At 59.5% G+C, this 15,350-nt stretch carries 8 protein-coding genes; 2 read left to right on the top strand and 6 right to left on the bottom strand.

Annotated features, from left to right (window positions below):
- Positions 1–9: 9 nt before the first annotated feature.
- Both ABFB52_RS23045 and ABFB52_RS23040 read left to right on the top strand, forming a co-directional pair.
- Complete coding sequence (locus ABFB52_RS23045; RefSeq protein WP_129973146.1) at positions 10–4,116, top strand: neuraminidase-like domain-containing protein; 4,107 nt, start codon at positions 10–12, stop codon at positions 4,114–4,116.
- Complete coding sequence (locus ABFB52_RS23040; protein ID WP_085745226.1) at positions 4,113–8,444, top strand: hypothetical protein; 4,332 nt, start codon at positions 4,113–4,115, stop codon at positions 8,442–8,444. Before ABFB52_RS23045 ends, ABFB52_RS23040 begins: the two co-directional genes overlap by 4 nt.
- An 8-nt stretch (positions 8,445–8,452) precedes the next feature.
- On the opposite strand, the gene ABFB52_RS23035 is transcribed toward ABFB52_RS23040, so the two are convergent.
- Genes ABFB52_RS23035 through ABFB52_RS23010 form a run of 6 tightly spaced genes read right to left on the bottom strand, consistent with a single transcriptional unit; the run spans position 8,453 to position 15,172 of the window.
- Entirely contained in the window at positions 8,453–9,784 is a 1,332-nt protein-coding gene (locus ABFB52_RS23035) for a DUF58 domain-containing protein (protein WP_129973145.1), read from the bottom strand.
- Positions 9,781–10,782 carry a MoxR family ATPase gene (locus ABFB52_RS23030; RefSeq protein ID WP_102687239.1) on the bottom strand — a complete coding sequence of 334 codons (1,002 nt, stop codon included), beginning with the start codon at positions 10,780–10,782 and terminating at the stop codon, positions 9,781–9,783. Before ABFB52_RS23030 ends, ABFB52_RS23035 begins: the two co-directional genes overlap by 4 nt.
- A complete protein-coding gene (locus tag ABFB52_RS23025; protein ID WP_129973144.1) occupies positions 10,779–11,945 on the bottom strand; it encodes a DUF4350 domain-containing protein in 1,167 nt (388 codons plus the stop codon). The genes ABFB52_RS23030 and ABFB52_RS23025 overlap by 4 nt, the downstream gene beginning before the upstream one ends.
- The gene (locus tag ABFB52_RS23020) at positions 11,942–13,486 is read right to left on the bottom strand and encodes a DUF4129 domain-containing protein (RefSeq protein WP_129973143.1); all 1,545 of its coding nucleotides are present in this window, start codon (positions 13,484–13,486) and stop codon (positions 11,942–11,944) included. Before ABFB52_RS23020 ends, ABFB52_RS23025 begins: the two co-directional genes overlap by 4 nt.
- Entirely contained in the window at positions 13,473–14,450 is a 978-nt protein-coding gene (locus ABFB52_RS23015) for a stage II sporulation protein M (RefSeq protein WP_102687242.1), read from the bottom strand. Before ABFB52_RS23015 ends, ABFB52_RS23020 begins: the two co-directional genes overlap by 14 nt.
- The gene (locus ABFB52_RS23010; RefSeq protein WP_085745220.1) at positions 14,447–15,172 is read right to left on the bottom strand and encodes an RDD family protein; all 726 of its coding nucleotides are present in this window, start codon (positions 15,170–15,172) and stop codon (positions 14,447–14,449) included. The genes ABFB52_RS23015 and ABFB52_RS23010 overlap by 4 nt, the downstream gene beginning before the upstream one ends.
- Positions 15,173–15,350: the final 178 nt, after the last annotated feature.

Here is a 15,350-nt window from a genome sequence, read left to right as displayed (position 1 = left end):
GAGATGGTGATGCTCAACAAAACTTCAGGTGAGCTGTCAGCCCTGCGTCGCAATGCGTTGATTGATTTCTGTCTTCACGCAAAACATGACAAGGCCAGTCATCCCTTTCCGATGAATACCCAATCGGCGGATGACCTCTGGGAATGGCTGCGCACCGATCCGCTGGACAGCGACGAAATTGAAACCTCGTGGGTGGCGGAGGCCAGGAGCTGTTTGCAGTCCTACCTTTTTGCGGTGTTGCAGAAATTTGAACCGGGGTACGACGGGCGGGAGTTCGATCCTGACCTTCTGCAAGAGTGGGATCTCGCCAGCAGTTACGGGTCGTGGTCGGCAAGCATGCTGCTGTTGTGCACACCTGAGGATTACATCACGCCTTATGTGCGCATCCGCAAAACCGGTTTGTTCAGGGCTCTTGAGAGTTATGTGAATCAGACCTCGATCACTGACGATTCGGTGCTCAAGGGCGCTCAGCGCTACCTGCGCAGCTTTGAAGAAACGTGCAATCTGAACGTCAAGACCGGTTATCTGGATGGGGCCAATCCGCTGGAGACGCATTATTACCTGGTGGGCAGGCAACGTGTTGCACCTTTTGGCTGGTTCTGGCGTGAAGCGAACATCAAACTCGCCTTCGACTCGCCATCGGTCAACCCGACTGACTGGCGAGAATGGAAATCTGCCGACATTCCCACCGATGACACTGTGCTGGATTGTCGGATGGTCTTTTGGGAAGGCCGGGCGTGCATGGTCTGGGTCCAATGGCGCCCGGGTGTTTTCGATAACGCGGGTCAACTGCAAAGCCTCCATGAGCTGGAAGTCATGGTGGCGTTCATCGCGCTGGACGACAGCTGGTCGCCACCCATTCGCTTGCATCTGCTGCAGACGGACAAGGACGTTTCGAAGGGTTGCCGGCTGGTCGCGGTAATTTTGCGCGACGAGATCGATACCTCGTATCCCAAGGGCAGGCTGGCGGTACATGTGACCAATGCCGAGCCCAAAGTCGGTACGTCGTCTGTGGTGTCTGTCGCTATCTATGAAACCCGTGACTCGCTGTTTCGCAAAGTGAAGGACGAAACGGCGGTCATGGATTACCTGGCCAATCACCTGTTTGTCGAGCGCCGTACGCTTCAGCAAAAGATGCAGCCGAAGCTGTTTCCGGCCGTTGACAGTGAGATCACCAAGCCCGGCACGCTGGCCGAGTACCTGGGGATCAAGGCTTATATCGTGCGTAACAGCGCTACTGAGCACTCGCTCTGGGTTCAGGGGCATTGTGCCCATGTCTCACGTGGCGGTGGCACGAACGTTGAGTTCACGCTGAAAGTCGAATTCACCACTGGTGGTGACCCGGACCCAGTTACTGCCAGTTACTCGAGTTCCGGTGGATGGGCAACGAAATGGCAGGAGATCAAGCGAACAGGGTTCAACAGCAGCACGCTCACCGTGAAACTGACAGGCGCCGCAGACTACGGTGAGCGAACCCTCGTCCTGACAGTCCCCGCCACGCTCGGTGATCATGGACCTCTACCGTACATCCATGACACCGATGCGCAGGGCGCCCAGTTTCTGGCCTTCAACCAACCGGCAAACGTTCTGAAGTTGAAATACGTCCGGCTCAATACGTTGATCGGTCACGAACTGGTGTTGCGCTCCAGTGTATCGATCGGCGTGTTGCTGGACTGGGCGACGCAGTTTCCGAAGGAGCCGCCTTTGCCCGAAAGCCAGGTCGAGCCGAACGGTCCGTTCGATGGTGCCAATGGTCTGTTTTTCTGGGAGCTGTTTTTTCACCTGCCACATCTGATTGCCGTCCGGCTGCGTGACGAGAACCGTTTTGAGGCGGCCCAGCGCTGGCTGCATTTCATATTCGAGCCGCAGTCGCCCGCTAAACCGGCGCAGGGTGATACCCCGGCAAGGCCGCAATACTGGCATTGCCGGCCTCTGGACGTGGAAAAGCCCGACATCTGCTATTGCTATGAAGTCTTCGCACCGGGGGATCCGGATGCCATCGCCTATTCATCGCCCTGGCATTACAAGGTCGTGATTTTCCTCGAGTATGTGAACAACCTCATCGCCTGGGGTGACTGGCTCTATCGCCAGATGACGCGGGACAGCCTGACGGCCGCCAAGCTGCAGTATGTCCGGGCCCGATCGCTGATGGGAGCCAGGCCGGATACCCGTAGCGTCAATCGCTGGGTTGCAAAGGAACTTGGTGAACTTGTGGGAGAGATGCAGACCCGACCGGCCCTCGCGGAGTTTGAAACGACATTGCAGCTGCGAACAGAGGATTTACCGGTCAGGGCTGCGCGTACTCAGTATTTGGGTGTGTACGGCACGCGTTCTTTCAATATACCGGTCAGCCCGCGTTTGCTGACGTTCTTTGACCTGCCTGATCAGCGTATCGACAACATTCGCCATGGTCGGACAATCGACGGCAAGCTTGCATCCATCCCTCTTTTTACCGCCATGGATCCAAGTGAGTTGTTGAATCGCCTGGCAGCCGGTAAGGCGGGACCGGTGCGACCGATGGGTGGACAGTTGCGAGTTGCGGTCTATCGCTGGGACGTACTGTTCAATGCAGCGTTGCAGATGGTGCAGTACCTGCAGGAGCTGGGGAACGAAGTACAGCGTCTGCTTGAGCAGCAGGATCGTGTCCAGCAGGAGACGTTGCAGCAACGCCATTTGACTGAGCTTGGCGAATTCGCTCGTCGGGCACAGGAAGAATCCATAGCACGTGAGGTCGAGGGCCTTACGGCGTTGCAGCACAGCAGAACCATGGCCGAAGAGCGAGAGCTGCACTACGCCGATCTGTACGACAAGCACATTTCTCCCGATGAGTTCAAAGTCATGGAGCATGTTGAAGCCGCTTCGGGCCTCGCTTCTCTGGCCACTGGCTTTGAGATGGGGGCAGCGGTAATCCATGCGTTCCCCAAAATCTTTGGATTGTCCAATGGCAATCATGAGCCGGCTTATCTGGTCAGTGCCGTGGGATTTGGTTTTCGGATGGCCGCAGACGTGCAGCGCGCCAGTGCCGACAAGACGGCCACCTCCGAAAGCTATCGTCGTCGCCGAGAGGATTGGTGGTTGCTGCGTAAACAGGCCAATACTGAAAAGAATGCGATCAGTGCCCAGATTGAAGGTCAGGAACGGGCCATCAATGCAGCAAGGATCAATCTGGAACACACTCTTGCCGCGAATAGCCAGGCGCTCAGACTGTTCGAGTTCCTGCAGACCCGGGCGACCAATCTGGAGCTTTACCAGTGGTTGATGGGGCAACTGCAGACCTTGCACTTTCAGGCGTATGACGCCGCTGTTGCTCTGTGCCGGAGTGCCCAGACAGCCTTGCGGGCGGAAACCTGTGAGTTCGATGCCTATCAACTGAACACCGATGTCTGGAGCGACCAGCGGCGCGGCTTGACGGCTGGCGCGACATTGCAGGCCGGTTTGTTGCGAATGCGGTCGGAATATCTGCAACGCAATGAGCGACGCCAGGAGATCGTCAAGACCGTTTCGCTACAACGATTGTTCAATGATCCGGCGACCCGGCCAAAGGGTTTTGACAACTGGACTGATGCGCTGGACCACTTGCTGGCAACGGGCGCACTGGATTTCGAGCTGATCCAGCTACTGTTCGATCGCGACTACCACGATCATTACTGCCGCCAGATTTCTCGTGTCGAAGTCAGTCTGCCGGTGCTCACCGGGCCCTTCGAAAATGTGGTGGTGAAACTGATACAGGTCGGCAGCTATATCGCTACAAAACCGTCGATCGAGTCTTTGGAATATCTGCACTCCGGTGGAGGCGTTGCGCCTGTCGATGTGCTGATCAACCTGAGCAGTGGGCAGCAGGTTTCCCTGTCCACCGGGCTGGATGATACCGGTGTGGTATCACTCAGAGCTGACGAAGGCATGACCCTGCCGTTCGAAAACACCGGTGTCGTTTCGCGCTGGCGGATCGTATTTCCCTGGCATTTGAACCAAAAGCCGATGCTGTCATCGCTGACCGATATCCTGATCAAGGTGTTTTACACCGCCAAGGTCGGGGATCTGGCTTTTTCCAGAAAAGTGCAGGAACTGGTGAACGAAGCTGAGCGCAAGGTCGAGGCCAAGAGGACTCAATCATGAACGAAATCGACATCGACACGGATCACAATTTCGTGATGAACGGCGACATGACTGAGGGCTATGACCACTGGGACGATGTGGCCAATCCGGGGGGCGTCGAAATCCGGAACGACGGTAACGTATCGTACATGGCGCTAACCCACCGCGCGGCGGTTCGGCAAAGGATGATCGTGCCGATCGGACAGCAGGCGGAGATCCGTTATGGCCTGCGTCTTCTTTACGACACCACCTATTTGTCATCGCCCGGGCTAGTGGTTGTAAACAAGAGGGGGAGTGACGAAAAGTTCGAAATCGAATTGCCGGTGAAGACAGGGTTGCAGGATGTCGATCCTTTGGCGATTGATCTGACCGAGATGCGCAAGGATTTGCCGGACAGCCTGGATTTACAAGCGGGTGATGAGCTGGAGATTAATTTGAGCAGCCCGGCAAGGGGTGTGGGCGAACCCAGCTCTGTGGAAATTCGTCTGACCGGGATAGAGATAAAGCTGAATCTTCCGGAGTTGGGGGGGGTGGCCGTTCTCATTGATGGCAAACGTTTCGACGCGGGCAACGTTGTGCCGATCTGCCTGGGGGCTACCGGGGATCAACATCACAGGGTTTTGTTTAAGGTTGATCCGCAGAGTGTCTGGAAAAATCTCGAGGCCAGCCTGTGGATTGAAGATAACCCGCTGGAGGCCATTACCGCCGAGCCCGAGTTGGGAACATCTCAGCTCATCAGTCTGGACTGGCTGCTGGATTGTCCGCAGCCGTCAGGCAGAGAACCTTATGAGCTGGAGGCGAAGATTTACAGCAAATACTCGGCGCCAGCGTATCCGCTATTGGTTTCCTGGGGGCATCACCTCCTGGAGCTGTTCGTACTCAAACAGGCCGAGACGTACCCGGTCATCGAGTACAACCAATCGGTGGAGCTGCAGGTTCAGGTCAGATCCTTCTATACCCAGGCACCGGTAGCGAGTGAGGTGGTCTGGCGGGCAGAGGATAAGGCCGGGAAGGTTTTGCACCGGGCACCCACCGATGCTCAAGGTCGAGCGACCTATCTGTGCACGCCAACCGAGGATGGGGTGAGCAGGGTTATCGCCTCGGTTGCCAGCCCTTTGTCCGACGATGGCGAAGCGACGCATATCTTCGAAGTTCGGGCGTTTGCTATCGATCCGTTCAAAACCTTACAGGCTCGGTTCGATGGTGGGGCACCGGCCGTCTGGGGGGAGAAGACCCGCTATCCGGAACGCGGTGAGTCATTCCCTGTCAATCTGGATATTACTGCGGAGCATCCTCTGATTGCCGCCAACTTTTTCCTGATCTGGGCAAATGGTGATTCACAAGAGGACGTCGGAGCAACCGCTCAACCGAACTTCGGGGCTCCTGCGCCTGTAGTTGACGGTACAGTCCTCTGGACAACGACCTTCGAGGACAAGCGCGACGGCCTGTTTGATTGGGTTCTCGGTTGTTCCAGGTTGCAGCATTTATCGCCAGGCAATGCCCTGTCGCTGGCTTACAACAGAGTCGAGATCGGCAAGACCTGGGGGCCGAACAAGTTGCCGATGGTGGACGAAAGCGAAATCGTCACCTGCATGGTGAATGTGCAAAAGGGCGACAGACAGCCTGTCAGTAACGTAAAAGTCGAGTTTGAAACACCGAAGGGTACAGTCACATCCCTCACGGGCGTGGATGGCTGGGCAAGCGTGGATTACTTGCCCGCCAATGCCGGTGACCAGAATATCGTCGCGCGGGTACAGCGCCACGAAGACGCGCCAGTGGATGAACATTCATTCGCCGTCAAAGCTTTGCCCACCAGCGCATGGAAAGGGCAGGTCAACTTCTCTTTGGACGGGAAACCGATCGATCGACTGATTCAGGGTGTGGTCTGTCGGCGTGGCAGAGCGCACAAGCTGCGGATTGATCCCGTTGCGAACAGCAACTTTATCGGCAAGTCGATTGCACTGCACTGGAATGCAAATACGCCCCCTTTACCGGGGTTTCAGCTGGACCCGCAAGTCGATGTTCCTCGGGTCATGACTTTTTTCGGCCTTGAGTGGCACATCACCTCGGGCACCGATCTCAGCGGGTTCTCGACATTGGCGTTCAGCAGTTCCCATTTGCCGGAAAAGTGCGAGTTTCCCTTGCGGCTGCTGGCCGCCGATCTCGCCAGTGAGGTCCGGGCGATGCTTGATCATGTTTCAGCTGAACCGGGTAACGACAGGTTGTATCCCTGCCTGTGGACGTCTCACCAGTCGATGTATATGCCATATGGGATCAGCGCACTGCATGGGCTGCCTGTGAAAATGGCCATCACACCCTTGGCACCGGGAATGGAGGTCAACCCACCACTGACTGAGGATGTCGTCATGACGGCGGGTGGTGCGCGCAGGCAACTGGATTTCACCAACAGCACAGCCGATGTCGAGATGACTCAGACCGCTACCATCATGATCGATGAAGAGTCGCTGACGGCGCAGACTCAATTGAAGTTGGGCCATCACAAACTCAAGATTCTGGCCACGCGCGGTCCTGCCATTGATCCCGTCATGAGCAAGGGCGAGCGTGCCAGGGTCGAGTTTCGCTTGGGCTCGGCGTTCAATGATCAGCCGGTCAAGGGGGCAGAAATCGCGGTGCAGACCGGGAGTGCCGGGCCGGTTTCCTTACGGACAGATGCCGATGGCTGGGCGCGGCACGATGCACTGCCGAGTCAGGCCGGTATAAGCTTCATCACTGCTGTTGCTTCGAATCCTTACGATGGGTCAACGGCGGAAACCCGGACGCAGCTCACTGCCCTGGCAACGGATCCCTGGCTGGATCTGGATCTGGATCTGGATCTGGATCCGGATGTTTCCGTGAGCGCTTCACAGCGGTATGTGTGGGCAGCCAACGCGTTGTTTCCGAGACGCGGTGAGGCCTTCGGTTTCCGGCTTTTTGCGAGGGATGGCAGCCCCTTGCTTGATCAAAAGTTAGCGCTGGGTCTGGTTAATCCCGGCCGGAGTGAGGTCGGGCTCGAATTCAATCGGGTGTTGGGTGAATTCCACACGCTGGATGAGCGGGGGCTGGATTTTGAGCTCAAGGATGCAGATGTGAAGGACGCCAGTGTGTCTTTGCAGTTGGCTGCCTTTCGCTTGCTGGAACGTTCTCCTGTTCAGCCCCTGTCTTTGGGAAGTCGAGCCCTTGTCGCCCGGATTACCTCGACCAGTAGTGTTCTTGAGGTCGTTGATTGGGGAGCAACAGTGAACGCTGAAGTCACCGTAACCCATGTGTTGACCGGAAAGGCCATGAGAGGTTTACCGATCCGGTGGGAGTTGTCGGAGCAGGAGTCTCGGGTGACTTCCACCAACTATCGGGGGGTTGCGCAGATCAGCTTTGTTCCCGAAGTCGCGGGTCCAGGTATCGTCACCGCTTCTGTTGCCGGTGGCGCTGATTCGGCTTCAGTCGACTTTCGTTATTCAATGAACGAACCGTGCCAGATTGAAGATTTGGTCGTTGATGTGTCGAGCGGAAATCCCGGGCAAAAAGTGTCGGCGCATGTTTTCGTGGTTTCGGCTCTTAGCAAAAAGGCGCTGTCAGGGATCGAGGTGGGCTGGCGGCAGGGTGAACAAATATTGCCTTCGACATTCACTGATGCTCAAGGCAAGGCAACGATCGAGTTCTGGAGGGTGCCCGGTGAAACCCGATTGATCGCTTCGGTTCGAAGCGGTATGGCCGGTAACAATGTGAAGTCGCTGATACTGTCAGCCCCGCCGGATGAGTTGGTCGTTGCAGAGCTGGCCAGTGACAAAACCAGATTTTGGCTGGGTGAGACCATGACAGCACAGGCCCGAGTGCGCTATGAGCGACACGGGGGAGTTGCACCAGGCGTACCGGTGGTTTGGCGTTTCCCGACTTCGCAGTCGCGCACCTCCATGACCAATGAAAATGGACTGGCAATGATGCAAGAGATGCCTGCGCAAATTGGTTTGCATCAGTTGGCTGCCTATGTCCAGGAGACATCTGGCGGATCCGGGACTTTGAATTATGAGGTTCTTGATCCGCTTGATTCTCCTGACCATGCAGATATCGAGTCTGTGACAGCTTCGATCAGTCCGGTGCTCGTTAACACGTACACCACAATGACCGCGCTGATTGTGGCAACGCGGTCCCGCCAGCCTATGGCGAACAGGAAAGTCTTCGTTTCCAGAAATGGACAGCCAAGCCAGGAATCAAGCACCGACAATCAGGGCAAGTACTCGCACTCCTGGTCGCCGACTTCAACCTCTGAGCAGGTTTCTCTTCGGGTCACCCTGGAAAACCCCGGCGGTACTTCGGTCAGCAAGGGGGTGACTGTGCCTGTTGTGGACCGTTGATCCGGAAGTCACAAGGCCTCGCCTTTTTTCCAGGCCAGATATCGGGCCACCAACTCGGCGCCCAGTTCGGTGGGCCGGGCATTGATGATCGGTAGTCCATGAGTCCTCAACTGCTCATGGAGTCTTGCCGTGCCGTTCAAGTAATCCACCGTTGCACAATAGGCCAGCGCTTCCGTCAGCGATTGAACCGGAGTCAGCCGCACGTCTTCGAGCCTTTCTTCGTACAGGCTGGCGATGAGTACGCGGTGTTGCCTGCCCAGTTGTGTCATGGCAGTCAGCAGCTCTTCATCAACCTCATCCCGCACATTAGTCACCAACACCACCAGCGCCCGACGCTTCTGCCTGGCCAACAACTGATCCACCGCCGCCGGATAATCCGCCGAACGTCGCGTGCTATCCAGATCATAAACACCGTTGAGCAACACCTTGAGCTGCCCCGTACCTTTGACCGGTGCAATAAACCGAGGCTGATCGCTGGCGAAGGTGGACAAGCCCACCGCATCCCCCTGCCGCAGCGCCACATAACTCAACAGCAGACACGCATTCAACGCATGATCGAAATGCGACAGCTCGCCGTCCTGACTGCGCATCTGTCGCCCGCAGTCGAGCATAAAAATGATCTGTTGATCCCGTTCGTCTTCGTATTCCCGGGCAATCGGTGTGCGGTGGCGGGCGGTGGCTTTCCAGTCGATCTGGCGCAGGCTGTCGCCTTCGCGAAATTCTCGCAGTTGATGGAATTCCATCCCTTGGCCACGGCGTTGGCGCTGGCGTACGCCGAGCTGGCTGAGCCAGTTGTCGACCGCCAGCAATTGGCCGCCGTAGAGACGGGCGAAGTCGGGGTAGACGCGGGTGTGGTCGGTGATGTTCAGCAGGCGTTTGCCGGACCACAGGCCGAAGGGGCTCGGCAAGTTGAGTTCGCAGGTTTCGAAAGTGAAGTGGCCGCGTTTGAGTGGGCGCAGGCGGTAGCCGATCAGGCTGCGCTGGCCGGGTTGCAGCTCGGTGGAGAGCGGCAGGTTTTCATGGCTGAGGCCTTCGGGTACGTGGTCGAAGAGTTGAATGGCCAGTGGTGGGTCGAGGTCGTGTTCGACTTCCAGCCGGATTTCGCTCCAGCGACCGAGGGCCAGGCTGCCGGGCATCTGTCGTTGCACGCGGGGCGAGGGCAGGCGCTTGAGGCGCAGCGCGTCCAGCAGGCTCAGCGCAAACAGCGCCAGCAACAATCCCCAGTTGATCGACAGCAGGCTCGATGGCACCTCGACGTCCAGCGCCTGCAACGCGCCCAGCACAATGCCGATGACCAGCAGGATCGCCAGCCAGATCAACAGCAGGCGCGAGGGTTTCACAGGCGCGGCGCCGGTACTTGGTCGAGCAGTTGCTGAAGGACTTGATCGACTTGCAGCCCTTCGATGTCCAGCTCCGGTGCAAGGCGTACGCGATGGCGCAACACCGCCAGTGCGCAGCCCTTGATGTCGTCGGGAATCACGAATTCACCGCCGCGCAACAGGGCTCGGGCGCGGGCGCAGCGCACCAGTGCAATGGAGGCACGTGGCCCGGCGCCGAGGGTCAGCCCCGGCCAGGTGCGGGTGCTGCGGGCGAGGCGCACGGCGTAATCGAGTACCTGCTCGTCCAGCGGCAGATCGCTGGCGATGCGCTGCAGGGCTTGCACGTCCTTGGCCTGCAACACGGTTCGCAGTGGCTGCACATCAAGCATGTCGGCGCGGGTCGAGCGGCTGACCTGACGCACCATGTCCAGCTCCTGATCGGCGTCGGGATAATCCATGCGCACCTTGAGCATGAAGCGATCGAGTTCGGCTTCCGGCAGCGGGTAAGTGCCTTCCTGTTCGATCGGGTTCTGCGTGGCGAGCACCATGAACGGCTGGGCGATCGGCAGGGCCCGGCCTTCGAGAGTGACCTGACGTTCCTGCATCGCTTCGAGCAGGGCGGCTTGCGTCTTGGCCGGGGCGCGGTTGATCTCGTCGGCCAGCAGCAGGTTGGTGAACAACGGGCCTTTGCGCAGTTTGAACTGCTCGGTCTGCAGGTCGTAGACCGCGTGGCCGGTGACGTCGCTGGGCATCAGATCCGGGGTGAACTGGATACGTGCAAACTCGCCGCCGAAGCACTTCGCGAGGGCGCGTACCAACAGGGTTTTGCCGAGGCCGGGAACGCCTTCGAGCAGCACGTGACCGCCGGCGATCAGCGCGGTCAGCACGTCGTCGATCACCGGGTTCTGGCCGATCAGCGCCTTCTGCAATTCACCGCGCACCGCTTGCGCCAACTGGCTCGCGCGCTGGCGTTGCTGGGCCGCGTGGCCGGGCGAGCCGGGTTCGATGTGTTCGGTCATAGCGTGTTCCTCAAGGCTTGCAGGTGGGCGACCTGACGGCAGAATTCGGCGCTGGACATACGCCGCTTCGGTGCCGGGCTCAGGGCCTGGCTGATGGCACGGGTCGGCTGGCGGGTCAGGCGCGACAGCACCAGCCATTGTTCGGCGACGTTCAGTTGGTCGAAACCGGGATGACGATGGCGGGCGCGGCGCAGGACGTCCTGCTGCAACGCTTGCAGCAAGGTCTGTTGACCGTTGTGACGCAGGATGAAATCGGCACTGGCGCGCAGGTGTTCCATCAACTGCCGGCGACCACTCGGAGCCGGCGCTTGCAACGGTCCGTGACGCACGCCGACATGCCACAGCCACAGGCCGATCAGCGCCAACAGGGCGACGATGGCTTGCGGGAAATAGCGCCAGAGCAGGGTCAACAGACCGTCGTGTTCGGTGTTGTACAACAAGGTCACGGCGGTGTCGGCGCTGAGGTACCAGAGCAGCCAGGCATTGTCGTGCTGTGTAATCGCCGGGGTTTTCCACAGGTCGGCATCGGTGACCACGGTGATCGTGCCGAGGCCGAAAGCCAGTTGCATCATGTGCGTGGCTTTCGCGCTGTTGGCCCAGGCCTGGGCGAGGTTTTTCGGGTCGTCGAGGTGGAACGCGGTGTCGAACCCGGCATAGGCGGGCGCGTCTTCGTCTTCCAGATAGAGCTTGGTCAGGTTGGGGTAAGGATCTTCGGCGGCATCCGGTGGGGTGCCCTTGAGATCCTTGGTGAAGGATTGATGCAGTTGCACGCGGTCGAGCAGCAGGTCGTTGCTCTGTCCGGTCTTCTCATCCCAGATCGATTCGGCGACGAACACCAGCCTTCCGCCGGCCCGGGCCCAGTTCAGAACCTGATCGACCTGGCGCGGGGTCATTTTCGAGCGGTCGTTGAACATCAGCAGCGTGTGCTGGCGCGGGTCGATGTCGGGCAACACGGCGAGGCTTTCGGCATGACTGACGTCGATTCCGCGTTCACGCAGAAACATCTCCGCCGCCAGATAGGGATTGGCTTGTGCGGCGGGGGACGGGCCGTGATCGACCTCGGCCTGGTAAGGCGTGGCTTTGAGGTACAGATAAATGCCCAGCGCACCGAGCAGGGCGACGATCAGCGCGCCACCCAAAAGCCAGAGCGTGCGCCGGCTCAACGGGCAACTCCGTGGCCGAACAGGGTGCGCCAGCCATCACACAATTCCTGTTGCAGATGCGCCGCCGGTACGCGGTGCCCGTAGGCCATGTTCTGCCAGTGGCCGGTGAGATGACGGCTATAAGTGAGCAGGTCCGGTCGCTGCAATTGTTCGATCCGGGCCAGCACTTCGTTTTCGGTGTCGGCGGGTTTGAGGGTCAGGTTGAAGTCGTGCAATAGATGACTGAGCAGTGCCCGGTACAGCAGACCCAGTGCCGCACGCGGTTCGGTTTGCCAGAGTTGCTCCGCGTGGCTGGCGATGTCATCGGGCAGGCTTTCCTTTTGCAGATCCAGACCGAAGGCCTGTTGCGGCAAGGGCCTTTTGATCTGTTCGGGCAGGCGCGGACGGCGGCCGACGAACGCTTGCAGAAAATCCCGATAACGCCAGACCAGCCAACCAATTCCGGCGATCACCGCGCCCCACAGCACGACTTCAATCGCCTTGGCCAGGCCGTCGAGGTGTCGGCCGTCCAGCCAGTCGAGCAGGGTCTTCAACCATTGCGGAGCTTCGCCTTCCTTGGGTTTTTCGGCAGCAGCGGGATCTTCGCCGAAGCGATAACGGGTGACGGTTTCCTTGTTCTTGAACGGCGGTTGTTCGAGCAAGGCCTTGATGCTGTTGCGGGACGCCTCGCTGGTCAAAGGCTGGTTCAAGAGGCGCGGCGCATCCGGAGCCGTGGCAGGATCGGCAGCCCAGGCTGAGGGCAACACCGGCAACAGCAGACACGCCACCAGCAGCAAGCCGATCACGCTGCTGTTCAAACGCTGGCGCAAGCGGCGGAACACCAGTTCGATGTCCCAGGCTTCGAGGACGGTGCGGCGGTTCAGATACAGGCTGAACCCGCAGGCGACATACACCGGCTCCCAGATCACCAGGATCAGCGCATAGAACGCATTGGTCAGATGCTCCAGCCAGCGCCATTCGTAGTCGGCCGCGAAGATCAGGCTTTGCCAGTCCCAATCGGTTTCGACCTGTTGCGGCAGCAGCAGGTAGAACAACACCATCAGGCCGATCCACAGCGCCGTTTCCAGATGCACGCCGATGATCGTCAGCCACTGCGCGGCGCCGGCATTGCGTTGCAGCAACACCTGCAAACGCTGCTGGCGGGCCGAGCCGTCGAGGCCTTCGAGTTGCAGCACGGGCAGCAGGAAGCTGCGGCTCAGGCTGAAGCGGCGCCAGGTCAGGCTGGCGATGAGTTGCGGCTTGAGCAGGCGCGGCCATTGGCGCAAGGTCTGTTTCAAGGTGGGCGTTTCGCCGAACAGCGCCTTGGACAGGATGTACAGCGGCAAGCGTTCGTAGGCCGGTTTCAGCCACCAGAAGATGAACACGGCGAGTGACGGCGAATCCCACAACAACAGGCTGAGCACCGCGAACAGCGGCAGGGTGACGATGGCCCAACTGGTCATCAGCAGGCGCCGATGTTGCTGGCTCATGAGCACGCCCAGGTCCATGGCTTCCCAGGTGGTGCGCGGACGGATCGCCACGGTCGCATCACTCAGGCGCATGGCGGGTCCTTCCGGCGAACAGCAGATAGAACGCCACACAGAGCCAGAGCCCGGCGCCGACCAGGTATTTGGTCTGCGGCGTAACCCCGGTGCGCGACGACCAGTAGGCTTCGATAAACGCAGCGATCAACAGAAACAGCATCACGCCACAGATCAGCAGGATGCTCTGGCGCGCCGCAATCTGCAGGGCTTCGATTCGTGTCAGGCGTCCCGGCGCGATCAATGCCCAACCCAGTTTCAATCCCGCCGCACCGGCCAAAGCGATGGCGCTGAGTTCGAACGCACCGTGCCCGATCACGAACGACCAGAAGGTCTGGCCAAAGCCGATCTCACTGAGATGCCCGGCTACCGCGCCGATGATCAGCCCGTTGTAGAACAGGAAAAACGCACTGCCCACCCCCAGCAGCAAACCGCTGGCGAAGGTCTGAAAGGCGATGCCGATGTTGTGCATGATGTAGTAACCGAACATCACCCAGTCTTCGCTCGCCGCACGCTCGGCCGAACGCCCGAGATGGCCGGCGGCGGGGTCGTACATGCTCTGCATCTCGCGCACCTGATCGGCGGGGATCAGGTTATAGACCAGCTCCGGAAACAGGAAAACCAGCAAACCGAAACCGGCCAGGCTGCCGAAGAACAACAGGGCGGCGGCCAGCACGAAGCGCCATTCGGCGCGCACCAACCGTGGAAAGCCGGCGAGGATGAAACCCAGCACGTTAGCGCCGAGCTGGCTGCGATGACGGTAAAGCTGTTGATGGCCGCGCAGCACTTGCTGTTGCAAGGAGTCGACCAGAAAACTGCTGTAGCCACGTTCCTGCGCCAGCGCCAGATGCTGGCAGAGACGGCGATAGGCCTTGGGAAAATCCGCGACTTGCGAAGTGTCCTTGCCTCGTTCCAGACGTTCGAGGGCGAGGGTGAAACGCTCCCATTCGGCCTTGTGGCGAGTTTCGAAAAGGCTTTGCTTCATGACGGACCCAGCAGGCCGCGCGCGATGCCGTTGAGTTCACCGACGGCTTTCGGCGCACTGATGTGCAGTGGCTGGGCGAGTAATGCAGCAAGTTCGTTGACCCGCGCCGTCGACAGTTCACCCTGGCGCTCGGCGAAAGCGAGCAGGGCGCGTTGTTCAGTCAGGGTCAGCGGGACCGGCGAGCGGCGGGGTTCGGCATCGGGCAATTGCGGGCGCTTGAGCGGGCGTTCGCTATAGATCACCAGCGTGCCGGCAGCGATGTCGCCGAGGCGTTTGAAGGTCGGGTGTTGCAGGCAACTGATCGCACCGAGGAAATAGCCGAACGGCATCAGGTCGACAAAACGCAGCAGGTTGCGCAGCAGCGAGGCCGACCAGCCGACCGGTGTGCCGTCGTCGTGCACCACCCGCAGGCCCATCCATTGCTTGCCCGGTGAGCGGCCCTCACGCAGCACCTCGAACAACACCATGTACCACCAGCTCACCACGAACAGCAGCAGTGAGCCCAGGCCGATACCGAGTTTGCCGAGCAACGCCAGCACCATGAGCAGCAGGCCCAAAATCAGCCCGCGCAACCCCAGATCGAGGGTGAACGCCACAGCACGCACCATCAGGCCGGCGGGACGCAGCGGCAGGTCGATGCCTTCCGGCGTTTCGACCTGGTGCCGCGTGTCCAGTGGCGGGGCCAGCGGTGCTTTCCTTGGCGGTGCTGTGGTCTCGAGCATGGGCTACCTGATGTTGCCGGATCGGGATGCAAGTGCGTCCGATGCTAGCAGTCTCTCGGGGGGGAACGACATAACTATGTCATACACATCTTTCAACCAAAGGTGACTGAATGATGCGGCGCTGGCCGCGACCGCAGTCGAACGCCTAGACTTTGCCGATCTTCAGTTCAGGAACCGC

Source organism: Pseudomonas sp. 9.2(2024) (assembly GCF_039695385.1).
GTDB classification, from domain to species: domain Bacteria; phylum Pseudomonadota; class Gammaproteobacteria; order Pseudomonadales; family Pseudomonadaceae; genus Aquipseudomonas; species Aquipseudomonas paraglycinae.
This window is presented reverse-complemented; position numbering and strand designations above follow the sequence as displayed.

Bases quoted from the DNA above. Each gene is read 5' to 3' on its own strand.
- ABFB52_RS23045 (WP_129973146.1), top strand. From the start codon at position 10: ATGCTCAACAAAACTTCAGGTGAGCTGTCAGCCCTGCGTCGCAATGCG.
- ABFB52_RS23040 (WP_085745226.1), top strand. From the start codon at position 4,113: ATGAACGAAATCGACATCGACACGGATCACAATTTCGTGATGAACGGC.
- ABFB52_RS23030 (WP_102687239.1), bottom strand. From the start codon at position 10,782: ATGACCGAACACATCGAACCCGGCTCGCCCGGCCACGCGGCCCAGCAA.
- ABFB52_RS23020 (WP_129973143.1), bottom strand. From the start codon at position 13,486: ATGCGCCTGAGTGATGCGACCGTGGCGATCCGTCCGCGCACCACCTGG.
- ABFB52_RS23015 (WP_102687242.1), bottom strand. From the start codon at position 14,450: ATGAAGCAAAGCCTTTTCGAAACTCGCCACAAGGCCGAATGGGAGCGT.
- ABFB52_RS23010 (WP_085745220.1), bottom strand. From the start codon at position 15,172: ATGCTCGAGACCACAGCACCGCCAAGGAAAGCACCGCTGGCCCCGCCA.